Below are 25,877 nucleotides of genomic sequence, written 5' to 3'. Positions count from 1 at the left end.
CCGTGCTGACACTGTCCGGATCCCCTCAGAACCCGCTTGCCGCCCGTCCCGGAGCAGATTCCCCTGCCTGTCCAGCCGGACCGACACCCCGCCCCGACCACAGACCGTACCTGCCCGGACAGCAGATCGCGACGTCCGTTCGGCCCCAACCTGCCCGGTTCAGGACAAATTTGTGTAAACCCGGCCACACTGTGATCTCCGTCATGCAACCGCTCTCTGCGTCCGGGAACTGCGCTCGGCGCGCGTTCGTACCGCCCCGCGGCGGTCATTCGCGAGATTGCGGCCGACTAGCCGGTTGTCGGGCGCTATCGGTCAAATATCCGGCTAGTGGGCCAGCCACCCGGGCTGGTCCCGGGTGGCGGCGGTCACCCGGAGGAGGGAGCCGGGAGGACGGGGTAGCTGCGAGGATGGGCTTGTGGCGAATGTCTTGGTGCGGGGATCGACCTATCTGCGCTGGGTCTACCTGTTGCTCGGCGCCGCCCTCGTTCTCGCCTTCATCCTGGTCGACAGCGGTCTCGTCTCACTGATCGACGACTTGCAGCTCCCCGGGGTGCTGACGGCGATCCTCGTCGTCCTGGTGGTTGCCGCCCCGCCACTCGTGCTGGGCACCCTGCCCGCCGTCCGCGAGGTCGAAGGCATCGCGGTCGAATCGCTGCTCGGCGTCCGCTTCGAGGAACGACCACTCGGCCCGTCCCGGACCTGGGCGCAACGGCGCCGGACCACGGCCTGGTTCTGCGTGCACCTGACTGCCGGCGGCCTCGTCGGCATCCTCAGCACCGCCGTCTTCGGCTTCGGCGCCGTGTTGCTCGCGGCCCCCTTCCGCTCCCCCGGCCCGCGCGAACTCGTTCCCGGCCTGACCTATCAGGTGACCGGCCGGTGGACCGACTTCTGGATGCCGTTGGCAACGATCGTGGCGATCGCGGCGCTGTTCCTGCTGTCCGCCGGGATCGGCGCCCTGCTCGCGTACGCCGCCCCGCGGCTGCTCGGCCCGACCCCGGCCGAGCGGATCGAGCTGCTCGAACGCCGGACGGCGACCCTTGCCGAGCGCAACCGGTTGGCCCGCGAGCTGCACGACAGCGTCGGCCACGCGCTCAGCCTGGTCACCATCCAGGCGGCCGCCGCGCGCCGGGTGCTGGCCACAGATCCCGCCTTCGCTGAGACCGCGCTCGCCGCGATGGAGACCTCCGCCCGGGCCGCGCTCGCGGATCTCGATCACGTACTCGGCCTGCTCCGCGACGATCGCCGGCCAGGTTCCCAGACCGCCCCACAGGCCACGCTCGGCAACCTCACCCGGCTCGTCGAGGCGACGCGGGCCGGCGGGATCACGGTCGGCGTACGGCGTACTGGAGACCTCGAGCAGTTGCCCGCGGCCGTGTCCCGCGAGGCGTACCGGATCATCCAGGAGGGCCTCACCAACGCGATCCGGCACGCGGGCCGGCCGGCCGGCGAGCTCACCGTCGACCTGGTGATCAATCTCGACAAGTCCGGCCTGCTGCTGGAGCTGACCAACCCGGTCAGCGCAGGCGCCGCCGACCACTCGGGCGGTGGCCGAGGGCTGGCCGGTATCCGTGAAAGAGTCGCCGTACTGCGCGGCACTGTCGAGGCCGGTCTGGTCGCGGATCGCTGGCGGCTCGCAGTACGGCTACCAGTCGCCGTCACGACGAAGGCCTGACCGAGCGGTGGGGAAGATTTGCCCGACCGGGGCGGTGGGGTGGGCAGAAATGGAGGAGAGAGACAGTGGAGATTTCGGTGGTCGTGGTGGACGACGAGCCGCTGATCCGGAGCGGGCTGCGCGCCATCATCGACGCGGAGCCTGACCTCAAGGTTGTCGGCGAGGCCGGTGACGGCGCCGAGGTACTCCCGGTGGTCCGCCGCACCCAGCCGGATGTCGTCCTGATGGACGTCCGGATGCCCGCTGTCGACGGCATCCAGGCCACCCGGCTGCTGCTGGAAGGTCTCGACCCGGCGCCACGCGTGCTGGTCGTGACGACCTTCGAGAACGACGACTACGTGTACGACGCGCTGCGGGCGGGAGCGTCTGGCTTCCTGCTCAAGCGCACTCCCCCGGACGACATCATCGCGGCGATCCGCACGGTCGCGGGCAGCGAGTCGCTGTTGTTCCCGGAGGCGATCCGGGCGCTGGCCCTCGCGCACGTCACCGAGCAGGCGCAGCTGTCGGGACTCGACGCATATCAATTGACCGAACGCGAGCAGGAGGTACTGCGGCTGATGGCCCGTGGCCTCTCGAACGCGGAGATCGCCGGCGAACTCATCCTCGGAGTCCAGACGATCAAGACCCACGTCGCCAACCTGCTCGCCAAGCTGGGCGCCCGCGACCGCACCCAAGCCGTCATCCAGGCCTACGAGTCCGGCTTCGTCCCCCTGCGCTGACCAACTGCCGCAGGATCAGGTGTCGGCGGGATCGACGCCTTCTTCGGCGAGTACGCAGGCGTTGTGTAGCGGGTCGACCTGGTCGGCCTGGACCGCGATCCGCTTGAGCAGCATCCGGAACACCATCCGCTCACCATCGTCGAGGCTGCCCATGACAGCATCCTCACGGTCCGCGAGCCTGCCCTCCAGATCGCAGAGCGTCTCCTCGCCCTGCGCGGTCGGCACGATCAACCGGGCCCGGCGATCCGCCGGATCCGCCTGCCGCTGCACCAGGCCGGCCTTCTCCAGGTCATCCAGCAGGTAAGTCATCACGGTCCGGTCTACGCCCAGCTGCGCCGCCAGATCGAGCTGCCGCTTCGGCCCTTCGCTGACCGTGGTAGCTAGCACCTGGTAGCCGCGCGGACCGCCTGGGACGTCGTCCAGCGCTTCGGCGGCCGCTTTGGCGTATCGCCGGAACACGACCCCGAGCGCCCAGCCGAGATCAGCCTCGACCGAGGTCCCGCGGGCTCCCCGGGCATTCACCTCCGGCGACGAACTGGTCATGGCACCCATCCTACGTGGTGTATGCCACTCGGAATACGATCTGACTTGAATATGTTCTGCTCTACAGACTATCTTCTGAACAGCTCAGATCGAGTCCCCACTGTGTTTCCAGAGAGGAACGTCATGACCACCCTCCTTCGCGTCGACGCCAGCATCCGGGTCGACGGATCCGTCAGCCGAGCGCTCGCCGACAGCGCCGAGGCAGTCTGGAAGGCGGAGCACCCCGATGGCGTCGTCGTCCGGCGCGACCTCGGCCGGCACCCGATCTCTTCCACCGTCTGGCCGGCTGCGGCCGCCGCCAAGATGGGCCTGGACGCCGGACCGGGCGCCGATCGCGCCGACGTCGCCGAGGCGACCGCGCTCGCCGCCGACCTCACAGCCGAACTGAAGAGCGCCGACGCGGTACTGCTCGCGGTACCGCTGTACAACTACGGAATCTCCCAGCACATCAAGACCTGGATCGACCTGCTGCTCCTCGACACCGAGCTGGCAGGCGGCCCCAGCCCGGTTCAGGGCCGGCCGATCATCTTCACCCTGGCCCGGGGTGGCGGCTACGGCCCCGGTACTCCGCGTGAGGGCTGGGACCACGCGACGCCGTACCTGGAGCGCATCTTCGGGGACATGTTCGGCATGAAGATCCGGAAAGCCGTCGCCGAACTCACCCTGGCACCCGTCACCCCGGCGATGGCGGAACTGATCCCCGCCTCCAAGGTGTCCGAGGAAGAGGCACACGTCACGGCCAAGGAACACGCCGCCGAAGTCGCCAGTGAGCTGACCACTAGCGCTGCTGCCTGACCCCACTCGGGTTCAGCGACTGTCTTACGGGTGCCGTGCTCGAGCCGGCATCAAGTCAGACGGTCTGCCAGACCGACAAGGTCACCGACAACGTGACCCGCACAGGATCAGCCAGTACTGCGATCCGCTCCGCCAACTCGGCCTTGGACGTGTGCCGCGCACTCGGCGTCATCGCGACCAGCCGCTCAACCGCAGCATGATCCAGTCGCATCGCAACCTCCACGACCTCGCTGCCGATCTTCTGGAACGACCCGGCAAGCGACTCGGTCAGCCGTCGCTCCTTCTCCTCATCAACCCGAACCAGCCCGAGTACTGCGACCAACTCGGCCAGGTGAGCCTGATTGGGAGTCACCACAAGCAGCGAGCCGCCGGGCGCAAGAATTCGAGCCATCTCGCTGGCGTTGCGCGGTGCGAACACATTGAGCACCACCTGCGCGGCCTCGTCACGCACCGGCAGCTCACGCCACGCATCACAGACCACGGCGCCGATCTGCTCCGGGTCCACCTTCGCGCCCCGGCGAGCGGCGTACCGGGACACGTCCAAAGCCAAGCCGTGACGCTTCTCCCCCGCCTTCACCACGCCATCCAGGTAGTACCCCGTCCCGGCGCCCACTTCCACCACAAGCCCACTATTGAACACATCCAGCGCCTCGGCGGTTGCGGCGATCAGTGCGTCACGGATCGGGGAGTAGAAGCCTTCAGCCAGGAAGTCCTCGCGCGCCTGGACCATCTCGGCGGTATCGCCTTCGATGCCGGTCGAGGCCGAAGGCAACAAATTGAGGTAGCCCTGCTTGGCCAGGTCATACGCGTGCCGTTGCGGGCAGTTCGCAGTACGGCCGGTCAGCGTGAGTGCATCGCCACAGACCGGACAACGCAGTACGGAGACCAGATCGGGGTGCACACCCGGAGACTAGTACTACGGCTGGGGAGGTCGGGGTTAGCCGTTGATGTCGCGGCTGGTCAGGCGGGCCCAGGCTGCTGTGTAGAAGACGAGTAGGTAGCCGCCTTGGAGGAGGAGGTTGCGGATGATTGCGTCCCAGTACGGCGGATCTCGGAGCAGGTCGGCGAACGAGGGCCAGCCGTACATCAGCAACCACGGGTGGATCTCGTCGATCTGTGGGATCGCGCCGAGAATGCCGAACACGATGAACGCGCCGAAAGTCGCCGCCATCGCCGCGAGGGGTGTCGACGTCAGCGACGACACGAACAGGCCGATCCCGGCGAGCCCGAGCAACGACAACGCGACCAGGATCGCGATCCCGAACGCGCGCAACAGCCCATCGGCCAGCGAGACCGTGGTCCCCGACAGCAGGACGACGTCGCCGATCGGGAAGAGCACCACGCCGGCGATCAGGCCGGAGAGCCAGATCGTCATCGTCGCGACCAGACAGAACACCACCAGCGCGACCATCTTGGCCGCGAGCAAGCGCGATCGTCCGGCCGGTGCCGTCAGCACGGTGCGCAAGGTGCCAAGGCTCGCTTCGCCCGCCAGCGACTCCCCGGACACGACCGTCACGGCAGTGGGCAGGAAGAACGGCAGCGACAACGCCAGACTCGCGACCACGAGGAAGAACCCGTTGCCGGCGACCTGACCGATGAAGCCCTCGCCACCCTCCGCTCCGGACAGCTTGATCGCGACGCCGACCAGCATTGGTACGCCGGCCAGCACCGCGAGCGTCACCCAGGTCCGCGCGCGTCCGAAGACCAAGTGCAACTCAGAGGCGAACAGCGCGATGGTGTGCCGGCCGGCGGTTGGCCGGCTGGCGTTCTGATCGGTCACCTTGCCCAGGTCGCGACGGTCGGCCGTTTCACTCAGCGACATCGAATCCCTCCCCGGTCAACGCGACGAAGGCGTCCTCGAGGCTGGGGTGCTCGAGACCGAACCCGTGGATCCGGACATCCGCTGCGACCAAAGCGGCCGCGAGCTTGTCGATCGGCAGTTCGCCCGGATCGCCGTCGACGGTCGTTTCCAGCTGTCGTACGTCGGTGAGGCCGAGCCCGGTCAGCGTGGTCGCTGCCCGCTCGAGGTCTGGTGTCTTGACGACGAGGCGTGGTCGCAGCTCGGAACGGAGCTCGGCCATCGTCGACTGCCGGACGATCCGGCCGCGGGTCATCACGGCGGCGTGCGTGCAGAGCTGCTCGACCTCGGCGAGGAGGTGGGTGGAGGTGAAGATCGTCGTACCGTCGCCCGCCAGCTGGCGGATCAGCGAACGGACCTCGCGGGTGCCCTGCGGGTCCAGCCCGTTGGTCGGTTCGTCCAGGACGAGCAGGTCGCGGCGCTGCATCAGCGCGACGGCGATCGCCAGCCGCTGGCGCATCCCGAGCGAGTAGGCGCGGACCTTCTTACCTGCGGCGTTGGACAGTCCGACCCGCTCGAGGGCCTGCCCGGCGCGGAGTTTGCGGGTGCGCGGGTCGGCGGTGCGGTCGGCCGCGTCGAAGCGGAGAAGGTTCGCCTGGCCGGACCAGAACGGGTAGAAGGCCGGCCCCTCAACCAGCGCTCCTACCCGCGGCAACACGGAGAGCTGAGCCTTGGGCATCGGCTCTCCCAGCAGTTCGACCGACCCCGAGGTCGGCGCGATCAACCCCAGCAGCATCCGGATCGTAGTGGTCTTCCCGGACCCGTTCGGCCCGAGAAACCCGAAGATGCTTCCCGCCGGCACCTCCAGATCGATCCCGTCCACAGCAACCTGCCCACCCCGGAACCGCTTGGTAAGCCCGCGCGTAACAATCGGCGCGGTGGCGGTGGAGAAGGAAACCGGCTTCCCGGTGAGCCCGGCAGCAGCTTCGGCGGGCTGGGCAGCAGGCTCAGGCGGTTTGGCCGGTGACGCCGCAAGTCCGGCGGGCTGGGCAGCAGGCTCAGGCGGTGTGGCCGGACGCCCGCTGAGCTGAGCAGCAGCCTCCGAGCCTGAGGCCGCAAGTCCGGTGGGCTGGGCAGCAGCCTCGGGGGGTGAGGCTGGCTGCCCAGCGGGCGGGGTGGGGGTCACGGGAGGCACCGGGGTGGCTGAGTGGGAACTCAGCGGGGGGCCTTGGTGGCGGCTTCTTGGAGGGTTTCCGGGGTTACCAGGCCTGCGAAGATCCGGCCGTCGGTGGTGATCAGGGCGCTGACCATCTTGGTGGTCACGATCTTGCCGCTCCCCCACGAGCCCTGGACCGTCGGCGCCTGAGCGAGCAGCTGGTCGAGAGTGCCGTTGCCGGCCGGAGCCTGGCCTCGGAGTACGACGACGCTGTCCCAGCCCTGGCCGATGACGGTCGGCCCGTCGCCGGACGGCTTGGCCGGTTTGGGCGCGCCGGGCTTCGGCGTGATCGGCGGTGTCTGCTTGCCGAGCACCTTCGACGGGAGCTTCTCCTCCGTCACCTTCACACCCTTCGGCGGCGTGAACGCGAACGCACTCGCCGGCGGCACGTCGAACGACACCGCCGAGAAGCCGAGCTGCACCGCCGGGTCCTTGCCGGTTCGTGGCATCACGGTCACCTGCAGCGGCACCCAGGTCTTCGAGTCGACCGCAAGCGTCACCGAACCCACCGTGGTCTTGTCCGTCTTCGGCACTAGCCGCAGCTTGTACGCATCCCGGCCGGCCACCTTCTCCGTGCCGCTGACCTCGACCTTGGTCGACGGGTCGATCGCGGCGAGGAACTTCTTCGCGGCCGCCTGCGGGTCGTACGCCTGCTTCTCCGGCGCGAGCTCCGGCTTGGCCGGGTGCGCGGGTAGCGCGACCTTGGTCGCCTCGCGCTTGGCCGAGTCATAGATCCAGGCGGTCTTACCGTCCGTGGTCAGCACCCGCTCGGCCATGTCGTCGAGCACCGAGACGCGGGCCTTGTCCGGCCCGGCGAAGGCGACTCGCGCGGTGTGGTCACCAGTCAGCAGATCGAGGAACTGAGTGGCCTCACTCCCCATCCCGGGGAGCGCCGGCAGCCCGAGGTCGGTCGAGGACGTGACCGTGCCCGACAGGCCGTCGACCTTGGCCGTCTGGACGCGAGCCAGCAGCTCCTGCGCGCTGATCCCTGGCAGGTCTGGAGACGCGTCGGCGACCATTGGCCCGAACGCCCCCGCACCTGCGACCACTGCGACTGCCGTGACCGGCACCAACCACCGTCGACTGCGCTTCGCTGCACCCATGTCTACAAGACTCGCACCGCACCCCCGCCGAACCAAGCCGCTCAGGGTCGGTTCACCCAAAAGAGGGAGCACCACGTACGACGCTCGCAGTACGCCCCTTCCGGAACGTACCGCGAGCGTGGGATGCAGAAGGTCAGCGACTCTGCAGCGCGTCGAGAGCGACCGTCATCGCGGCGGCCACCCGGAAGTCGAGCCGCGAATCCGGCACGCTCACCCGGTACCGGTCACGGACCGAGATCTTGCGTTCCACCGACAGCACCGGCTGACCGCCGGCCCGATCCTTGAAGTCGAAGTGGAAGATGAACGGCAGCGGGATCTCGCCGACGAACGGAACGAACTGCCAGATCCGCCGGACGATCGCGATGGTCGGGTTCCGCTCGGCGCCGTCCGACTCCAGTCCCGGACAGGACAGCTGCCAGCTCGACCGCAGGAGGCTCTTGCCGAACTCCTTCTTGAACCATCCGATCGGCTGACCGTTCGCGTCGAACACGTCGTACCCGGCGCCGAGGTCGAGCCGCTTGCGGGCCTTGAAGGAGAAGACCGCCTGTGACTTGGAGTCGTCGGCGTAGAAGGTGACCTCTTCCTTGAAGGCCATCCGCTTCTGCTGCGCGAACGCGAGCATCGGCCCGTCGGAGCCGTCCGGGTTGGTGACGATCAGTTCGTACCTGTTCGCCATCAGGGTGATCCGCTGCTTCATCGAGAAGGCGGGAACGTACATAGGCGCAGGGCCTTGAGGTGGGACGGTCATGCTGAGGAGTCTTTCATCTGCAGCGGCTCATCTACAGCCGCTCCACAAGCCAACGCTCCCAGCCGCACGCCGCGGGCCAGCCCAGCCGCCTCAGCAGAGTCGGACGCCAGCTCGAGCCGGATCGTCCCGACGCCTTGCAGCACGAGGTCCCGCGCCACCTCCACGCCTAGCTCGACAGCTTCGTCCACTGTCCGCGCAGGACGCCACAGCACTCCGTAGTCGGCCGCAGGCTTCTCAGCACCAACCTGTACTACGAGTGCCTCCGCATGCTCCAGATACGCCGCAGACGCGACCTCTGCCACGATCAGGTGCACTGCCTGAGCCCCAACAGTCCGTACTGCGCCCGCAGCCGCCGCAGCGTCGTCAGCGATCACCGCGCCGGGATCTACCCCCGGCAAGCCCCGCTGCCCCCACGCCTCTTGATGCACAGCCCACGACAGCGGCCGCCGAGCAGCCCAACCGCTCCGTACCAGCTCCGGCGCCGCAGCGAACTCCCCCACGTGCCCCACACACAGGTAGCCGACCAGCTCCACGTGTGAAGGCAGATCCAGCACCGCAGCGACTTCACCAGGCTCGAAGAACGACACCCAGCCGACGCCAAGCCCTTCGGCACGCGCCGCCAGCCACAGGTTCTGTACTGCGATCGCCGCCGAGAACCACGTGGTCCGCGGATCCGCGTGCCGACCCAGTACGTGCCGACCGCCGCGCCCTGGATCGCAGGTGACGGCGATGTTCAGTGGCGTGTCCAGAATCGCCTCGATCTTCAACCCGTCGAAGGCACTGCGCCGGTCAGCCGGCAGTGACGCCGCAAACGCGTCCCGTTGCGCAGCAGCGAGGTCCCGGACCTTCCGGCGAGTGGCGACCTCCTTGATCAACACGAAGTCCCACGGCTGGCTCAATCCCACACTGGGCGCCCGATGCGCCGACTCCAGCACCCTGGTCAGCACATCGTCGGCAACAGGCCGGTCAAGGAACCCACGCCGCACATCACGCCGCTCTGCCAACACTCGGTGTACTACGTCCCGCTCCCCTACCGCGTACCCCGGAGCAGCCGTCGCCGCTTCCTCCGGCAATCGCCCGACGGCCACAGTCGCTCGGGCCGACACCTGCTTCGGTACTACGAGCTCAGCCCCGCTCAGCATCACAGCTGCCTCGGCGACGCTCGCAGTACCGGCTAGGTGGTCGACCTGGTCGCTGGGGGTCGGTACTGATTGCTGGGAGAGCTCCAGCTTGGTTGCGGTGAAGAGTGAAGCTCCCAGGGAGGCCACTAGTCGCTGGAGGCCGGGCTCTGCTTCCCTGCCGTCGACAGTGGCCACCTCGGTGACTACTGCTGGCTCCAAGCCAGTCAGTGCTGCGTCCACGAGATCCCGCAGCTCCCGGTACGACGTACCGGACCGCAGGCCGATGCCCAGGACGAGGCTCACTTCTCCAACCCCGCATGCACCCGTGCGGCCGCCACGAACCTGGCCGGTACGTCGGGGGTCGCCGTCCAATGCAGGTGGAGATAGGAGGCGTGGATCTGCGCGCGGGCGTAGCCCTCCTGGCCCGTCGGCAGATACCAGGCGGCGGTGACGTCCTCGTCGAACTCCACTGTCGTGCGGTGGAACTCGTGGCCGTGCACGCGACGGCCTTCGTCGAAGATGGCCGTGGTGGAAGCGGCGATGGCGGTGCGGTAGCCGAGGGTCAGGCGGCTCGTCATCTGGCCGACGGCGGGCAGGACGCCGGTCAGTTGATGGCCGTCGAGTTCGCGGCACAGGTACAGCAAACCGGCGCACTCCGCGACCACTGGCAGGCCGGCTGCGATCTCCGCGGCGACCTGGTTGCGCAAGGCGATGTTGTCGGACAGAGCTTCGGCGTGCAGCTCAGGAAAGCCTCCACCCAGGTAGAGAGCAGCAGTTGCTTCAGGCAATGACTCGTGGAGTGGGTCGAAGGTGACGACCTCGGCGCCGGCTGCGGTGAGCAGTTCGGCGGTCTCGGTGTAGCGGAAGGAGAACACGGGGCCGCCGGCCATCGCGATCACCGGGCGGCCCTCTTCGGCGGGCGAGACCTCTGAGGCTGGGTCCCAGGCAGTGACGTCGAGTGGAGCGGCGGCGCGTGCGGCGGCGATGAAGGCCTCCAGGTCGACGCCTTGCCGGACCAGCTCGGCCGCCGCGTCCACTGCGGCCGAAGCCTGGTCACGCTGCTCATCCGCTGGGATGAGGCCGAGGTGACGACTGGGCACGGTCAGCCGGGTATCACGACGCAGTACGCCAAGCACCGGTACGCCGGTCGGCGCGACGCCTGCACGCACTTCGGCCTCGTGACGGTCGGAACCGACCTTGTTGAGGATCACGCCGACGATCCGCACACCGGTGTCGAAGGCAACGAACCCCTGGACGACGGCGCCGACACTGCGACCCGCCGCGGAGGCGTCGACGACGAGGACGACCGGTGCCTGCAGCAACTTCGAGACATGGGCGGTCGAGGAGTAGCCCTCCGTACCGAGCGCGCCGTCGTACAAGCCCATCACGCCTTCGACGACAGCGATGTCGGCACCGGCCGAGCCGTGGGCGAAGAGCGGAGCAACCCGCTCCTCGCCGGACAGCATCGGGTCCAGGTTGCGCCCCGGACGGCCGGTCGCGACCGCGTGGAAGCCGGGATCGATGTAGTCCGGCCCAACCTTGAACCCCGCCACCGTGTGGCCTGCCCGGCGCAACGCAGCCATCAACCCGACCGCGACGGTCGTCTTCCCCGCACCGGACGACGGCGCTGCCACCACAATCCGCGGAATCATGGTGTCGGAGCTCACCACTCGATGCCCTTCTGGCCTTTCTGGCCAGTGTCCATCGGGTGTTTCAGCTTGGTCATCTCGGTGACCAGGTCGGCCGCGTCGAGCAGGCGCTGGTCGGCGTTTCGGCCGGTGATCACGACGTACTGGTGGCCGGGGCGGGAGGTCAGTGTCTCGACCACCTCGTCGACGTCGACCCAGCCCCACTTCATCGGGTAGGTGAACTCGTCCAGCACATAGAGGTCATGCGTCTCGGCGGCGATCCGGCGCTGGATCTCCCGCCAGCCCTCCAGCGCGTCGGCGGCGTGGTCCTCCTCGGAACCGGCCTTGCGCGACCAGCTCCAGCCCTCGCCCATCTTGTGCCACTCGACCGGGCCGCCCTCACCCGTTGCCTCATGCAACTGTCCGAGCGCCTTGAACGCGCTCTCTTCGCCGACCTTCCACTTCGCGCTCTTGACGAACTGGAAGACGCCGATGTTCCAGCCCTGGTTCCAGCCGCGCAGCGCCATCCCGAACGCCGCGGTCGACTTCCCCTTCATCTCACCGGTGTGCACCATCAGCAGTGGCCGGTTCCGGCGCTGCCGGGTGGTCAGCCCGTCCTGCGGTACGACGCTCGGTTGTCCCTGCGGCATCAGGCGGCGCTCCGATCGGTGACGGCGCGAACAAGGTTGCCCGCAGCAACTTCTCCCAGGTCCAGGTACTCCGCGCCGAGATCGGCGGCGAGCTCGGCCGCCAGACCCAGCCGGACACCACGGTGTGGCTCGCAGTCCACCACGACCGACGCGATCCCCTGCTGAACCAGCCAACCCGCAGCCTGCTTGGCCCGGGCGAACGCCTTGTCGCCGGCGGTCGCCCGGCCATCGGTCACGAGCACCAGCAAGGGGCGCCTGCGCGGATCGCGGATCGCGGCGATTCGCAGTACATCGGAAGCTTGCAGCAGCCCCTCGGCCAGCGGAGTGCGGCCACCGGTCGGCAGAGACTCCAGCCGCCGTACTGCGGTCTCCACGCTGCCAGTCGGCGGTAGGGCGATGGTCGCCTCGGCGCCTGCGAACGTGACGAGGCCGACGGTGTCGCGACGCTGGTAGGCGTCGAGCAGGAGCGAGACGATCGCGGTCTTGACCTCGGCCATCCGCTTCTTCGTGCCCATCGAGCCGGACGCGTCGACGCAGAACAGCACGAGGTTGCCCTCGCGACCTTCTCGGACAGCAAGCCGTACGTCGGACGTGCGGACCGCGAGGCCCGGCCCCGAGCGGCCGCGGGTGTACTGGTGAGGCGCGGCGCTGCGGATGGTCGCGAGGAGATGCGGGCGACCGGATTCGCGACCGACACGGGCACGATCGCCGACCACGCGGCCCACGTCGGTGAGCGCTCTCGAGCGTTTGCCGGAGACGCCGGCGCCGGCCGACTGCACGCTCAGGAGACGCGCCTTGTAGGGCTCAGAGCTGGCAGCCACCTGCCCGGTCGGTGCGGTGCCGGGGAGAGCGCTCCCTGCGTTGTCGCCTGGCTCGCGCGGCTCGCTCGCGTCGGCCTGCGGCTGTTCCGTGTCGGGTCGATCGGCTGCCGGTGGCGTGGCGTCGTCGGGTCCGTCGGTGCCTGCTGGTGGCTGCGTCGAGTCGTCAGGGCCGTCGCCTTTGCTTCCACCGTCAGGGCCGCCGCCCTCTGGGTCGTCGTCTGGGTCTGGCTCTGGTGGCGTGCTGTTCTGGATCGCCTGCTCGAGTTGCTCGTCGTCCAGGCCGGGAGCATCGAACGGGTTGCGCCGCTTCCGGTGCGGCAGCGCGAGCTTGGCGGCGGCGCGGACATCTTCCACCTCGACGACGGTCCGGCCGGACCAGGCCGCGTGCGCGACCGCAGTACGGGCGGTGACGAGGTCGGCGCGCATGCCGTCGACGTCGAAGGAGGCGCAGATCTCGGCGATCTGGCGCAGCGCCGAGTCGGTGAGGATCACATCGGCCAGCCTGGACTGGGCTTTGACGATCCGCTCGGACAGTTCGGCCTGCGCGCCGGCGTACTTGCTGATGAAGGCGATCGGGTCGGCCTCGTAGGTGAGGCGCGCGCGCATCACCTCGACGCGGACGGCAGGGTCGCGGCTGGCGACGACGTCGACGGTCAGGCCGAACCGGTCGAGCAGCTGCGGGCGGAGCTCGCCCTCCTCGGGGTTCATCGTGCCGACCAGGACGAAGCGCGCGGGGTGGGTGATCGAAACGCCGTCACGCTCGACGGTCGCCTGTCCCATTGCCGCCGCGTCCAGGAGTACGTCGACCAGGTGGTCGTGCAGCAGGTTGACCTCGTCGACGTACAGGAGGCCGCGATGCGCTGCTGCGAGCAGGCCGGGTTCGTAGACCGTGACGCCTTCAGAGAGCGCTCGCTCAAGGTGCAACGAGCCGAGTACGCGGTCCTCGGTCGCCCCCACCGGCAACTCCACCAGGCGCGCCGGCCGGGCGATTCCCCGCGGGGCCAGGGCGTCGGGGCCCTCAGGCGTGCCAGAGCCTGCGGTCGTGCCGGCGCCCGCGGTCCTGCCGGTGCCCGCGGTCGTGTGGGGGCCGTCGGGGCAGGTCGAGTCGAAGTGGGCGGGGTCGCAGGAGAAGCGGCAGCCTTCGATCACCTCGACGGCGGGGAGGATCTCGGTCAGCGCGCGGACGGCGGTCGACTTCGCCGTACCCTTCTCGCCGCGGATCAGCACACCACCGATCGCCGGCGAGACGGCGGCGAGAATCAGCGCGAGCTGAAGGTCATCCATCCCGACCACCGCGGTAAACGGGAAGCCGGTCGACGGCGGTCGGCCGGTGCCCGAACTGGCCGACGCCGGTCGGCCGGTCGCCGCGTCGGGCGAGGTCGGTTGGCCTGTTGGGGAGCTGGCGGTGGTTGGAGCAGACCGCATCGGCGGTGATTCCCTTCGTCCCGCGGGTGTCCACGCCCGCTCGGCCTTGGTACGCCGGGAGCACAGAGAGCGCTCCCTGACGGACGGTGGCAGATGTCCTGGCTTCCGGGCATGACCCCGGTCACAGTGGCGGGACCGCCCCGGAATCCAGCCCCTTTTCAGGCTGTCACCGGTGTTCCTCCACTACCGTCCCGGCGATCATTCCACACCACCCCGCCCGCACCACGCAGACCTCCACGCACACCCACCTCGCACCAGACGCCGCGACCCATCGAGGCAATCGCTTGCCCCGCAGGTTTGTGCGTGCGTGGCGATCCGCAGCGTGATGTCACCGGCCTGATCACCTGACTGCCCGGACCGCCACCACACACCAACGTCGGCTGAGGGCGGCCTGTCAAGCTGCGATGAGCGTCAACCAAGCTCGGCCGGCGGGGTTGGTGATTGCTGGCGGTCCGGTGCCTGCCCCAAGTCGGCGGCGAACGGCCGGTACGCCGAGCAGCGCCGAGGGCCGGGCTCGGCGGGAGTGGTGGGCCCGGCGGGAGGGCTAGTCGGTGAAGGCGGTTGTTAGGTGATCGGCGGCTGAGTTGCCGGGGAGTTCTCCTACGCCGGTGAGGGGTGTCACGGTGATGTAGCCAGCCGCAAGGAGAGCCTCGTCTGTGTCGGTTTCGGTGGGCGGCGGCAGTGTTTGCAGGCCGACGATCGTCTCGCCGTTCGGCGTTTTCTCGATCACCAGGCGGGACCGCTCGTACGGCGCGAGCCGGGCCCAGCGGGCGCCTTTGAGTTCAGCAATCGGTACGTCGGGCACGTTGACGTTGATGACCGTGCCCACCGGCTGCTCCCGTAGCCAAGAGAGCGCTTCCGCGGCGACGGCGCCCGCCGTTTCCAGGTACGACGGTTGCTCGGAGTCGATGCTGATCGCGAGGCCCGACAAGCCCTGGGTTGCGGCGGTCAGTGCGGCCGCGACCGTGCCGGAGTGCAGGATCGGGCCGATGTTGTGGCCGTGGTTGATCCCGGACACGACGATGTCGGGCGACGGCCCGAAGGCGCCCAGCCGGGCCAGCGTCACCGAGAGCGCCGGGGTGCCGTCGATCCCGATGAACCCGTTCTCACCGACCTTCGACGCGACCCGCTTGCCGATCATGCCGGCCCGCGAACTGCCGACGCCGCTCTGGTCGTCCCACGGCGCCACCACCTGGACCTGGTGGCCGGCCTCCTCGATGGCCGCGGCCAGCGCCTGGATCCCCAGGGACTCGTAGCCGTCGTCGTTGGTGACCAGGACTCTCAACTGTTCGGACGCCATGCGTCCACCCAATCACACCCCGGGTGTCGCCGCGCCGGTCCGGCTCAGCCGCGATCCTCGATGTCACCTTCTGTTTCCAGTACGGCGGTGCGCAGGGTCTCGAGGGCTTCCTTGCTCGGCTCGGACCACAAGCCGCGCTGGGCCGCCTCGAGCAGCCGCTCGGCGATCCCGTGCCGCGCCCAGGGGTTGGACTTGCGGAAGAACTCGGCGATCTCCGGGTTCGCGACATACTCCGTGGTGAGCGTCTCGTACATCCAGTCGTCGACCACGCCCGCCGTGGCGTCGTACCCGAACAGGTAGTCCACCGTCGCCGCCATCTCGAAGGCGCCCTTGTACCCGTGCCGCTGCATCGCCGCCATCCAGCGCGGGTTCACCACCCGGGCCCGGAAGACGCGCTTGGTCTCCTCCTCCAGCGTCCGCGTCTTCACCTGCGCCGGTACTGCGGAGTCGCCGATGTAGGCCTTCGGATTGGAGCCGGTCAGATGCCGGACCATCGCGACCATGCCGCCGTGGTACTGGAAGTAGTCGTCGGAATCCATGATGTCGTGCTCGCGGGTGTCCGCGTTCTTGGCCGCGACCTGGATCCGGGCGTAGGCGCGTTCCATCGACGGCCGGGCCTCCGCGCCGTCGAGGTCCTTGCCGTAGGCGTAGCCACCCCAGACGGCGTACACCTCGGCGAGTTCGGCGTCGGTGCGCCAGTTCCGGGCGTCCACGAGCGGCAGCAGGCCGGCGCCGTACGAGCCGGGCTTGGAGCCGAAGACGCGCGCGGTGGACGAGCGCATGTCGTTGCCCGCAGCAACATCCGCGTCGACGTGCGCTCGCAGATAGTTGCTGTCAGCATCCTCATCCAGCGCGGCCACGGTGCGGACGGCCTCGTCGAGCAACGAAACGACGTGCGGGAAGGCGTCGCGGAAGAAGCCGGAGATCCGGATTGTCACGTCGACGCGCGGCCGGCCGAGCTCCTCCAGCGGAACGACCTCGAAGCCGGTCACCCGACGGGAGGCTTCATCCCAGACCGGACGGCAGCCCAGCAGCCAGAGCACCTCGGCGAGATCGTCGCCCTGGGTACGCATCGCGGAGGTGCCCCAAATGGTCAGGCCGACCGACCGCGGCCACTCCCCCGTCTCGGACTTGTGCCTTGCCAGCAACGAATCCGCGAGTGCGACACCGACATCCCAGGCGTTGCGGCTCGGGATCGCCTTCGGGTCGACGGCGTAGAAGTTCCGCCCGGTCGGCAGCACGTTCACCAGACCGCGCGTGGGCGACCCCGACGGGCCGGCTTCGACGAAACGGCCGGCCAGCGCACGCAGTACGTTCGTCAGTTCGTCGCCGGTCCGCGCAAGCCGAGGTACGACCTCATCCGCGGCGAACTGCAGCGACCTCTCGACCTCAGCAGCTGAGCGACCGAGCACCTCTTCGATGACAACCGGGACCTTGCCGGCGTCCCACCCGAGCGTCTCCATGCCGACGACCAGCTTGCGCGCGATGGCTTCCAGCAGGTCCACGCCATCGGCGCCACTCACGGCAGGAAGGTCTGCCAGCGTTGCGAGTTCGGCAAGCTCCGGTACTGCGGCTCCCGGGTCCGCGAGCATCGCGGCCTCGTCGACTCCGAAGGTCTTCCCGAGTGCCGCCCGCAAACCCGGTACGGCGCCCGAGACGCCTCCCCACATCTGCTGCGCACGCAGTACGGCGAGAACCAGGTTGACCCGGGCCTCGCCGGCCGGCCCGCCGCCGAGGATGTGCAGTCCGTCGCGGATCTGCACGTCCTTGATCTCGCAGAGGTAGCCGTCGAGGTGCAGGACGAACTCGTCGAACTCCTCGTCCTCCGGCTTCTCCGACGTGTGCAGGTCGTGGTGCAGCTGAGCCGCCTGGATCAGGGTCCAGATCTGCGCCCGCAGGGTCGGGACCTTGTCGGGGTCGAGCGCGGAGACCGTCGCGTACTCGTCGAGCAAGTACTCCAGCTTGGCCATGTCGCCGTACGTCTCGGCGCGCGCCATCGGCGGTACGAGGTGGTCGACGATGACGGCGTGCCCGCGACGCTTGGCCTGCGTACCCTCGCCCGGGTCGTTGACGATGAACGGGTAGACCAGCGGCAGGTTGCCCAGTACTGCGTCCGGCGCGCAGTCGGCCGCCATCCCGATGCCCTTGCCTGGTAGCCATTCCAGCGTTCCGTGCTTGCCGAGGTGGACCACGGCGTGCGCCCCGAAGCCGCCCTCTTCCTCGGGCGCCTCCAGCCAGCGGTAGGCCGCCAGGTAGTGGTGCGATGGGGCCATGTCCGGGTCGTGGTAGATCGCGACCGGGTTCTCGCCGAAACCGCGGGGCGGCTGGATCATCAGGACGACGTTGCCGAACTGCAGCGCCGCCAGCGCGATCGCCGGCTCGGGACCCGACTGGTCGACGTACAGGGAACCGGGTGCCTCGCCCCACGCCTCGATCATTGCCGTCTGCAACGTTTCCGGCGTCTTGCCGAACCAGTTCGCGTACGTGGAAAGGGGAATCTTCGCGACCGCGCCCTCAAGCTGGTCGTCGGTGAGCCAGTCGACGTCATGGCCGCCGGCCGCGATCAGTCGGTGAATAAGGCCGTCCGCGCCATCCGCGCCCTGCAGTTCGTCGAGGTTGAGGTCCGGGCCGAGGTCGTAGCCGGCGTCCTTGAGCTGACCGAGCAGGACGACGGCCGAGGCCGGGGTGTCGAGTCCGACCGCGTTGCCGATGCGGGCATGCTTGGTCGGGTACGACGAGAGTACGAGCGCGAGCTTCTTGTCTTTGGGCTCGACGTGCCGAAGCCTCGCCTGGGCGACCGCGATCCCGGCGAGCCGGGTGCAGCGCTCTTCGTCGGGCGCGTAGCTGGCGATTCCCTCGGCGTCGTAGGCCTTGAACGAGAACGGGATCGTGATCAGCCGGCCGTCGAACTCGGGGATCGCCACTTGGGTTGCAGCGTCGAGCGGGCTGATCGCGGCGTCGCTCTCGAGCCACTGCTCGCGAGTCGACGTCAGCGCGAGCCCTTGAATCAAAGGGATATCCAGCGAGGCGAGTGCGCCCGCGTCCCATGAGTCGTCGCCACCGGCCGAGGCGCTTGAGGCGACCGTGCCGCCTGCTGCGAGCAGGGTGGTGACGAGTACGTCGCATTCGCGGAGAAGGGCGAACAGCTCGGCGTTGTCCTCGTGGCTGGGGTCCAGGCCGCGCAGCGTTCCGCAGTACACGGGTAGTGCCTGCGCGCCGGCGGCGTCGATCGCGCCGGCGAGCGTGTCGACGAAGGCGGTGTTGCCGGAGATCTCGTGCGCCCGGTAGTAGACGATGCCGACCACTGGGCGGCTGTCCTTGGCGAACGTGCGACCGGCGCGGATCCCGTACGTCGGGAGGGTGCGCGGCGGGTCGAACGCGTCGCCGGTGAGCAGCAGCGTGTCCCTGAGGAAGCCGGCCAGGTTGCCGAGGTTCTCGGAGCCGCCCTCACGAAGGTAGGCGAGCGCCTCGGTGACCGCGCCCGCCGGGACGGTCGACATCGACATCAGCTCGGCGTCGGGGGCAGCCTCGCCGCTGAGCACGACTGTGGGGATGCCCGAAGAGATGACGGCGTCGAGGCCCTCCTCCCAGGCGCGGCGACCGCCCAGCAGGCGGACCACTACAACCTCGACACCGTCAAGCAAGGTGGGTACATCCGCGAGTTCGACCCGCGCTGGGTTGGCGACCCGCCACCCAGCCTGGGCCTGCGAAGCGGCCAGTAGATCAGTATCGGCGGTGGAGAGCAGCAAAAGGTTCGCGGGCACGCGCGGCCGGTCCTTCCTCGGGGTGTCCACGCCCCAGGTGGCAGGTACGACAGCAGCAGTTCCTGACTCCCGCGCAAGCGCGGTCACAGTGGCGGGACCGTCCCGGACTCACACCGGGTTCCTGCTTTCAAGCCGTCGATGACGCCGCTGACTCTAGCCGACCGACCTGCCGCTGTTCCCACCCCGCCGTCGCTGAGCTGACAGTTGCCCGGACGGCCACCACTACCGAACCTAGCCAGCAAACGTTTCCCCTCGGCGTGTCGAGGCGCCGGAGCCGGGTTCGGTAGTGCCGGCGGTCCGCGGACTGCTAGCCGACGCATGCCATCTGCGTGGGGAGCAGTTCCTCGTAGTACGGGCTAGCGGCGGATCAGGCGGACGTGGGTGGCGGCTGGGGAGCTGGTCTGCTCGGCTACTCGGTACTGCGTGAGTGCGTCGCCCAGGTTGTCGAAGAGGCGCTCGCCTGCGCCTGCGAGGAGGGGGACGACCACCAGGTTCAGCTCGTCGATCAAACCGGCACGGAGGTACTGCTGGACCGTCGCAGCTCCACCCGCAACGACCACGTCCTGCCCGTTGGCGGCCTCGACTGCGCGCTCGAGAACCTTCTCGGCCGGCTCGTCCGTGAAGTGGAACGTCGTGCCGCCCTCCATCGGGAGATCCGGACGCAGATGGTGAGTTCGGACGAAGGTGGCATGGTGGTACGGCGGGTTGGGACCCCACCAGCCGGCCCACGACTCGTCCTCCCAGTCGCCACGCTGCGGCCCGAACATGTTCCGCCCCATGATGGTCGCTCCGACATTGGTGTCCCACAGCTTCAGCCGCTCGACGTCGAGCCCGGTCGCCCCGTCCTCCATCGCCGCCATCATCCAGTCGTGCAGACCCTCGACCCCGTCGCCGAACGGCGCGTCCAGCCGCTGGTTCGGCCCGGCCGCGAACCCGTCCAGAGTGATCGAGAAGTTGTGAACCCGTACCTTCGCCATGATCCGTCTCCTACCGCGTTCTGGTTGCTTTCACCACCATGTCGGAGGCGCCCGATCGACTTTGACATCTCCGGGCGGAAATTTCTGCACTGAAAACGAGTGGACAATAGCGGGCCTCGTTCAGCAGGCTGCTGGACGATGACAAGCAGCGAAGTATGGACCGAAGACACCGCGACCCGGTACGACGAATCGTCCGCCGAGATGTTCGCTTCAGATGTACTCGACCCGACCATCGACTTCCTGGCCGGCCTTGCCGGGTCGGGAGCGGCTCTGGAGTTCGCGATCGGTACTGGGCGAGTCGGCATCCCGCTCGCAGCCCGCGGCGTACCGGTGACCGGCATCGAACTGTCCGAGCCGATGGCAGACCAGCTGAGACAGAAGGTCGACGAAGCGACTCTGCCGGTGGTGATGGGCGACATGGCGACGACGAGAGTGGCGGGCGAGTTCGACCTGGCCTATCTCGTCTTCAACACCATCTCCAATCTCCGCACCCAGGCCGAGCAGGTCGAGTGCTTCCGCAACGCGGCCCGGCATCTCAAGCCTGGCGGCCGATTCGTCATCGAGCTCTGGGTGCCCGCCATCCGCCGGATGCCGCCGGGGCAGTCCGCAGTACCGATGACCATGGGCGATGACGGGCACTTGGTCTTCGACACCTACGACCTGGCGACGCAGGCGTGCACGTCACATCACTATTTCCATGAACCCGACGGCTCTACCCGGTACTCCGCGGGCAACTTCCGCTACATCTGGCCGGCGGAGTGCGACCTGATGGCGCAGTTGGCCGGCTTGGAGTTCGAGTCCCGGTACGCCGACTGGCACCGCGCGCCTTTCACCTCGGACAGCACAAGCCACATCTCCGTCTGGCGAAAGCCGGCAACAGGCGAGTAGACACACCGCTCCTCGGGGCTTTTAGTGGTTGGCGTAGTGGGCGGCCAGTAGGTCTGTGGCCCAGTCGTTGCGGAGGTCTCGCCAGACTGAGTGGATGTGGTTGGCGTCGTCTTGGGTGTTGTCGTACTCCGCGAGGAAGGTCGGCCCGGCGATCGAGTAGTAGTGGCCGCCGCCCGGTTCCGTGGCGCCTGCCCAGGCGAAGGTGAGGCGCTCGATGCCTTGTTCGGTGATGTCCTGCCACGTCTGCAAACCGATCGGCCCGGCGGCTCGGCCGATGTACTGGCCGATCAGCAGGCTGAAGAGCTGACGCTGCTCGGGGTTCAGTTCGCCGTACGGGAGGCCTCGCAGCAGCACCTTCGGGTCGGCCACGGGATCGAAGCGGGTGAGGATGTCGTCCGGGGCCTTCTCCGAGACGACGGCGAGCTCGCGTTGCCCGGGCTCCAGGGAGTGCAGGAAGGAGAAGCCCAGATCCTGCTCAGGCGCCAGAGTCCGCAGTCCTGCTTGCGGCCCGGTCAGCACCATCGCGGGCTCCGCGCCGAAGAACTGGGGCGTGAAGCCGACAGCCCCGGATACGAAGGTCACGTGTAGCGCCAGGTGGTGCCCGTTGATCCGCCACGCCCACGGCTCGAAGCCGCTCGGGTCGCCGAGCACCCGTACGAAGTACCGCTGGTCGGCGCCGGCATCCACCGAAGAACCGGGCGTAGCTTGCGGTAGACCGCGCCGGATCGCCTCGGCGAACATCACCGACTGCGCATCTGCCAGCCCGCGCTCACTCAAGGCCACCTCAAGCAGCCGCAGCGCGAGGCGCCGCTGCTCAAGGGACAACTCCCCCAGCGTCACGCCTGGTCGGTCGCCTGGCAGGTACGTCCAGACCTGGTGATCCGGCGTGTCGAAGGGCGCGCTGATCTTCTCCCGCAGCTCAGGGCTCAAGCTAGCCAACAACTCAACAGCTGCATCGCGGGATTGTTCAACAACCATCTGCGAGCTCCGCCCCTTCGGTACGACGTATGGAATCTCGACCGCATCACAGTACGAGGTCGGCTCGCAACCCCTTCTATGGATCGTTCAGAGCCAGGCCGAGCGTTCCCGCGCGGTCGGCTCGAGGTGGGTCCACTGGTCGAACGGCCGATCCAACTTGTAGCGGAAGTCCGGTTGCCGCAGCAGGACCCGCGTCTCGGCGTTGCCCGGGTTGCGCAGGGTCTCGAAGAACTTCACCGACCAGTGGAACCAGCGCATGCAGAAGAGCCGCATCGTCAGCCCGTGCGACACGAGCAACACGTTCCGCGGCGAGTCGGGCGTCTCGAAGTCGCGGTGCATCGTCTCCAGGAAGCTGGACACCCGGTCGTACACATCGGAGCCGGACTCGCCATGCGTGAAGCGGTAGAAGAAGTGCCCGTACGAATCCCGCAGCGCCTCCTGCCGGACGATGTCCTCGGTGTCCTGGAAGTTGGCCCAGTCCTGCTCGCGCAGCCGCGGCTCCTCCCGGGCGATCCCGATCAGGTCGTCCAGCCCGAGCGAGTCGAGCGTCTGCAAGGCCCGCAGGTACGGCGAAACGTAGACCCGCACCTGCTCGCCCTCGAACAGTTCGCGCAACTCCTTGCCCGCTGCAACAGCCTGCTCGTGTCCGTGAGCGGTGAGCGGGACCGCATGGTCGGGCACCGTCTCGTAGACCTGCTTGTCCAGGTTCGCCTCGGACTCCCCGTGCCTGATCAGCGCGATCCGCAACGGCCGCTGACTCAAATGCATGCCCGCTCCCCTCCCCGCACCCGAAGACCACGCGTCGGACGATCACGCCTCCGAAGACCAGGCGCCCGAAGGCCAAGCATCCGAAGACCAACCTTCGGACGCACCGCCAGGATCGCCGCGGTCACCGCCGCCGCACAGGAGACGCGCCGAGCGAGCGTCGCCGTACGCCGGATGTCGCCGACCCCAGGCGGAAGCCCATCCCCCAGCGTCCCGCGATCCTCCACCTCGGAACCGTAGGTGTTGCTCCCACCCAGCCGCAGATCGAGCGCCCCCGCGAAAGCCGCCTCGACCGGCCCCGCGTTAGGACTGGGATGTCGCGGCGCATCCCGATGCCAAACTCGCCACGACTCACCCAACCGGCCGGACACCAGGCCAGTCAGTACTGCGCATGCCCGCGCCGGCGCCAGGTTGACGAGATCGTCGAGCCGCGCCGACGCCCAGCCGAAGTTCCGGTACCGCGCCGACTTGTAGCCGACCATCGCGTCAAGCGTGTTGACCGCCCGATACCCGATCAACCCAGGGATGCCGAGCAGCCCACCCCAAAACAGCGGCGCAACCGTCGCATCCGACGTGTTCTCCGCCACCGACTCGACAGTCGCGCGAGCCAACTCATCCGCCGGCAGGTCGGTCGCATCCCGGCTGCAGAGGTAGCTCAGTCGCCCGCGAGCCGCTTCGAGATTCTTCGCCTCCAGATGCCCAGCCATCACCGAGGCCTCGCGCTCCAGGCTGCGCCCGCCGAGCACCGCCCAAGTCGCAACCGCCGTCAGCAACGTCTGGGCGACTGGCCGGTCCTTGGTCAGCCGCTCGGCGACAACACCGGCCGCTGTCACCGAACCGACGAGCAGCCCCGCGTACGCCGTACCGGCAGCGCGCGAATCGGAGTACAGGCTGGTCTCGAGCCGTCCGGCCGCCTGGCCGAAGCCCGCCACCGGATGGCACCGTCGCGGATCGCCCAGCCAGCGATCAGCGGCGAAGCCGAGGAGAAGACCGAGGGCTCTGGACACGACGCGAAGTCTGCCAGGCCCGGCAAGTTCAAGGGCGGTCGCAGTGTGGAAGGGTGACGATCATGGGAATCGCAGACCAACTCCTCGAGGTCGCCGGGCGCGGCGAGTTCGGTGTCTGGCTGGGCCGGCTCGACGGAAACGCGGTGTTTCGTCACCACGCGGAGCGCACTCACTACGCCGCCAGCACGATGAAACTGCCGGTCGCGATCGCGATGATGCGCAAGGTCGGGTACGGCGAACTCGCGCTCGACCAGCCCGTCACCGTGCACAACGACTTCGCTTCGGCGGCGGGCGGACGGTTCGGGGTCAACCCGGCCGAGGACGAGGCGCCCGCCGCCTGGACCAAGCTGGGCGAGCAGGTGCCGCTCGGCTGGCTGGCGACCGAGATGATCACGAACTCGAGCAACCTCGCCACCGACCTCGTGCTGGAACAGACCGGGGTGGACGCGGCGAACGCAGTACTGGCCGAGTACGGGTCCGGCGAGAGCGTGATCCGCCGTGGCATCGACGACGCGGCCGCGCAGGCCGTGGGAATCAGCAACCTGATGAGCCCGGCCGACCTCGCGGCCGTTTTGGTTGCGGTAGGCAATGACAAGAGCGACGCGGGCGACTACGTGCGCGACCTGCTCGCGGGCAACACCTGGAACGGTGAGATCCCGGCGCTGCTACCGGAAGGGACCCGGGTCGAGCACAAGAACGGCTGGGACGTCCGGATCCGGCACGACGGCGGCATCGTCCGGCCTCCGGACGCCGAGGCCTTCGTGGTGGTTGTCTGTACGACGTCCGAGCTGCCCGATCCCGAGGCGCAGAAGCTGATCGCCGGCATCGCGGCCGAGGCCTGGACCCATCGACACGATCTGGAGGCGATCCGGTGAAGCTCGCAACCCGCCTGATCTCTGCACCGCTGCACACCCCTTTCGTGACAGCGCTGCGTACTGCGACCCACGCCGACTCGCTGCTGGTCGAGCTCACCGACGGTTCGCTGACCGGCTGGGGCGAGGCGCCGCAGGTCTGGAAGGTGACCGGCGAGTCGCTCGCCGGAGCCCAGGCGTGTGTCGAAGGTCCCATCGCCTCAGCACTGGCCGGGCTCGAGCCTGACGACTTCACCGAGGCATTGCGACGGATCCAAGGCGCCGCGCAAGGCAACTTCGGGGCGAAAGCGGCGGTGGATGTCGCCCTGCATGACCTCATCGCACGCCGGCGCGGGCAGACTTTGCACGGCTTCCTCGGTTCCACCGTCGGGACGGTCCAGACCGATGTGACGTTGTCTGCCGGGGACGCCGAGTCGCTCGCGGCGGCGGGGATTGACCGGATCGCCGACGGGTTCGACGTACTGAAGGTCAAGGTCGGCACGGGTGACGCGAGCGAAGACTTCCATCGGGTACGCCGCGTGCGCGAGGCGGTCGGGCCGGATCCGCGGATTCGGCTGGATGCCAACCAGGGCTGGAGTCGGCGCGATGCGGTCACCGCGATTCGCGCCCTGGAGGACGAAGGGTGCGACATCGAATTCGTCGAGCAGCCCGTCGTCGCGGCCGATCTCGAGGGGATGGCCTGGATCACCGACCGGGTCAGTACGCCGATCCTGGCCGACGAGTCCGTGTACGGCGTACGGGACCTGGTGGCGGTGATCCGGCATGGCGCGGCTGATCTGGTCAACGTGAAGCTCGCCAAGTGCGGCGGACTCGGGCCGGCCCGGACCCTGCTGGAGTTGGCGCGCGACCACGGCGTCGGCACGATCGTCGGATCGATGATGGAGAGCCACGTGGGCGTCGGCGCGGCGGCGGCGCTCGTCGCGGCGTACCCGACGAGCGCGGTCAACGATCTGGACGCCGCCTGGTGGCTGAAGGAGCCGCCGCTCCTTGGCGGGATCCGCTACGAGGGCTCCGTGATCCACCTGCCGACGGCGGCTGGACTCGGCGTGACAGGCTTGACCGCTTGACGTCCTCCCCTGTCCTGAAG

22 protein-coding genes and 2 riboswitches are annotated in these 25,877 nt (G+C 68.6%); of the genes, 6 read left to right on the top strand and 16 right to left on the bottom strand.

Annotated features, from left to right (window positions below; translation table 11 throughout):
* The first annotated feature begins 415 nt into the window (after positions 1 to 415).
* Together A3ES_RS0121405 and A3ES_RS0121400 are read left to right on the top strand one after the other, a co-directional pair.
* Entirely contained in the window at positions 416 to 1,672 is a 1,257-nt protein-coding gene (locus A3ES_RS0121405; RefSeq protein WP_020388891.1) for a sensor histidine kinase, read from the top strand.
* Between the two features lie 65 nt (positions 1,673 to 1,737).
* On the top strand, positions 1,738 to 2,391 hold the full coding sequence (locus tag A3ES_RS0121400; protein ID WP_020388890.1) for a response regulator transcription factor: 654 nt from the start codon (positions 1,738 to 1,740) through the stop codon (positions 2,389 to 2,391).
* Between the two features lie 15 nt (positions 2,392 to 2,406).
* Here the strand turns inward: A3ES_RS0121400 and A3ES_RS0121395 are convergent, their stop codons facing one another.
* Positions 2,407 to 2,934: a MarR family winged helix-turn-helix transcriptional regulator gene (locus A3ES_RS0121395; protein ID WP_020388889.1), complete on the bottom strand. Its 528-nt coding sequence runs from the start codon at positions 2,932 to 2,934 to the stop codon at positions 2,407 to 2,409.
* A 123-nt stretch (positions 2,935 to 3,057) separates the two neighbouring features.
* On the opposite strand from A3ES_RS0121395, the gene A3ES_RS0121390 reads away from it, so the two are divergent.
* The gene (locus A3ES_RS0121390) at positions 3,058 to 3,729 is read left to right on the top strand and encodes an FMN-dependent NADH-azoreductase (protein WP_020388888.1); all 672 of its coding nucleotides are present in this window, start codon (positions 3,058 to 3,060) and stop codon (positions 3,727 to 3,729) included.
* Between the two features lie 55 nt (positions 3,730 to 3,784).
* On the opposite strand, the gene A3ES_RS0121385 is transcribed toward A3ES_RS0121390, so the two are convergent.
* The 12 genes from A3ES_RS0121385 to A3ES_RS0121330 form a co-directional block, all read right to left on the bottom strand.
* The gene (locus tag A3ES_RS0121385; RefSeq protein ID WP_020388887.1) at positions 3,785 to 4,630 is read right to left on the bottom strand and encodes a putative RNA methyltransferase; all 846 of its coding nucleotides are present in this window, start codon (positions 4,628 to 4,630) and stop codon (positions 3,785 to 3,787) included.
* Positions 4,631 to 4,666: 36 nt separating this feature from the next.
* Complete coding sequence (locus A3ES_RS0121380) at positions 4,667 to 5,551, bottom strand: ABC transporter permease (RefSeq protein WP_020388886.1); 885 nt, start codon at positions 5,549 to 5,551, stop codon at positions 4,667 to 4,669.
* The gene (locus A3ES_RS0121375) at positions 5,538 to 6,713 is read right to left on the bottom strand and encodes an ABC transporter ATP-binding protein (protein WP_237745013.1); all 1,176 of its coding nucleotides are present in this window, start codon (positions 6,711 to 6,713) and stop codon (positions 5,538 to 5,540) included. The genes A3ES_RS0121380 and A3ES_RS0121375 overlap by 14 nt, the downstream gene beginning before the upstream one ends.
* A gap of 29 nt (positions 6,714 to 6,742) precedes the next feature.
* Positions 6,743 to 7,846 (bottom strand): LolA family protein, encoded by a 1,104-nt coding sequence (locus A3ES_RS0121370; RefSeq protein ID WP_026163083.1) that lies wholly within the window; start codon positions 7,844 to 7,846, stop codon positions 6,743 to 6,745.
* 133 nt (positions 7,847 to 7,979) lie between these two features.
* Positions 7,980 to 8,594 carry an LURP-one-related family protein gene (locus A3ES_RS0121365; protein WP_051084763.1) on the bottom strand — a complete coding sequence of 205 codons (615 nt, stop codon included), beginning with the start codon at positions 8,592 to 8,594 and terminating at the stop codon, positions 7,980 to 7,982.
* Positions 8,591 to 10,018: a 5,6-dimethylbenzimidazole synthase gene (gene bluB, locus A3ES_RS0121360; RefSeq protein ID WP_020388882.1), complete on the bottom strand. Its 1,428-nt coding sequence runs from the start codon at positions 10,016 to 10,018 to the stop codon at positions 8,591 to 8,593. Before bluB ends, A3ES_RS0121365 begins: the two co-directional genes overlap by 4 nt.
* The gene (locus A3ES_RS0121355) at positions 10,015 to 11,382 is read right to left on the bottom strand and encodes a cobyrinic acid a,c-diamide synthase CobB (protein ID WP_237745012.1); all 1,368 of its coding nucleotides are present in this window, start codon (positions 11,380 to 11,382) and stop codon (positions 10,015 to 10,017) included. The genes bluB and A3ES_RS0121355 overlap by 4 nt, the downstream gene beginning before the upstream one ends.
* Positions 11,379 to 11,993 carry a cob(I)yrinic acid a,c-diamide adenosyltransferase gene (gene cobO, locus A3ES_RS0121350; RefSeq protein WP_020388880.1) on the bottom strand — a complete coding sequence of 205 codons (615 nt, stop codon included), beginning with the start codon at positions 11,991 to 11,993 and terminating at the stop codon, positions 11,379 to 11,381. Before cobO ends, A3ES_RS0121355 begins: the two co-directional genes overlap by 4 nt.
* Positions 11,993 to 14,098, bottom strand: coding sequence for a magnesium chelatase subunit D family protein (locus A3ES_RS0121345; protein WP_020388879.1), 2,106 nt, complete (start codon positions 14,096 to 14,098; stop codon positions 11,993 to 11,995). The genes cobO and A3ES_RS0121345 overlap by 1 nt, the downstream gene beginning before the upstream one ends.
* A gap of 212 nt (positions 14,099 to 14,310) precedes the next feature.
* Positions 14,311 to 14,442: riboswitch (cobalamin riboswitch) on the bottom strand.
* Between the two features lie 341 nt (positions 14,443 to 14,783).
* Entirely contained in the window at positions 14,784 to 15,539 is a 756-nt protein-coding gene (gene surE, locus A3ES_RS0121340) for a 5'/3'-nucleotidase SurE (protein WP_020388877.1), read from the bottom strand.
* Between the two features lie 44 nt (positions 15,540 to 15,583).
* A complete protein-coding gene (gene cobN, locus A3ES_RS0121335) occupies positions 15,584 to 19,303 on the bottom strand; it encodes a cobaltochelatase subunit CobN (RefSeq protein ID WP_026163081.1) in 3,720 nt (1,239 codons plus the stop codon).
* A gap of 37 nt (positions 19,304 to 19,340) precedes the next feature.
* Positions 19,341 to 19,474: riboswitch (cobalamin riboswitch) on the bottom strand.
* A gap of 185 nt (positions 19,475 to 19,659) precedes the next feature.
* Positions 19,660 to 20,280, bottom strand: a complete 621-nt coding sequence (locus A3ES_RS0121330; RefSeq protein ID WP_020388875.1) for a dihydrofolate reductase family protein — start codon at positions 20,278 to 20,280, stop codon at positions 19,660 to 19,662.
* Positions 20,281 to 20,418: 138 nt separating this feature from the next.
* On the opposite strand from A3ES_RS0121330, the gene A3ES_RS0121325 reads away from it, so the two are divergent.
* A complete protein-coding gene (locus A3ES_RS0121325) occupies positions 20,419 to 21,168 on the top strand; it encodes a class I SAM-dependent DNA methyltransferase (RefSeq protein WP_020388874.1) in 750 nt (249 codons plus the stop codon).
* A 21-nt stretch (positions 21,169 to 21,189) separates the two neighbouring features.
* On the opposite strand, the gene A3ES_RS0121320 is transcribed toward A3ES_RS0121325, so the two are convergent.
* The 3 genes from A3ES_RS0121320 to A3ES_RS47925 all read right to left on the bottom strand — a co-directional run bounded on the left by A3ES_RS0121320 (position 21,190) and on the right by A3ES_RS47925 (position 23,918).
* On the bottom strand, positions 21,190 to 22,146 hold the full coding sequence (locus A3ES_RS0121320; protein WP_026163080.1) for a DUF3500 domain-containing protein: 957 nt from the start codon (positions 22,144 to 22,146) through the stop codon (positions 21,190 to 21,192).
* A gap of 87 nt (positions 22,147 to 22,233) precedes the next feature.
* Positions 22,234 to 22,914 carry a phosphoglycerate mutase family protein gene (locus A3ES_RS0121315; RefSeq protein ID WP_026163079.1) on the bottom strand — a complete coding sequence of 227 codons (681 nt, stop codon included), beginning with the start codon at positions 22,912 to 22,914 and terminating at the stop codon, positions 22,234 to 22,236.
* Complete coding sequence (locus A3ES_RS47925) at positions 22,905 to 23,918, bottom strand: cobalamin biosynthesis protein (protein WP_083933583.1); 1,014 nt, start codon at positions 23,916 to 23,918, stop codon at positions 22,905 to 22,907. The genes A3ES_RS0121315 and A3ES_RS47925 overlap by 10 nt, the downstream gene beginning before the upstream one ends.
* Positions 23,919 to 23,980: 62 nt before the next feature.
* Between A3ES_RS47925 and A3ES_RS0121305 the strand changes: the two genes are divergently transcribed.
* Positions 23,981 to 24,793, top strand: a complete 813-nt coding sequence (locus A3ES_RS0121305; protein ID WP_040455165.1) for a serine hydrolase — start codon at positions 23,981 to 23,983, stop codon at positions 24,791 to 24,793.
* Positions 24,790 to 25,857: a mandelate racemase/muconate lactonizing enzyme family protein gene (locus tag A3ES_RS0121300; RefSeq protein ID WP_020388868.1), complete on the top strand. Its 1,068-nt coding sequence runs from the start codon at positions 24,790 to 24,792 to the stop codon at positions 25,855 to 25,857. Before A3ES_RS0121305 ends, A3ES_RS0121300 begins: the two co-directional genes overlap by 4 nt.
* The last annotated feature ends 20 nt before the right edge of the window (positions 25,858 to 25,877 follow it).

Origin of the sequence: Kribbella catacumbae DSM 19601 (genome assembly GCF_000372465.1) — a bacterium.
GTDB lineage: Bacteria > Actinomycetota > Actinomycetes > Propionibacteriales > Kribbellaceae > Kribbella > Kribbella catacumbae.
Note: the sequence above shows the minus strand (reverse complement) of the source record. Positions and strands in the feature narration are given on the sequence as shown.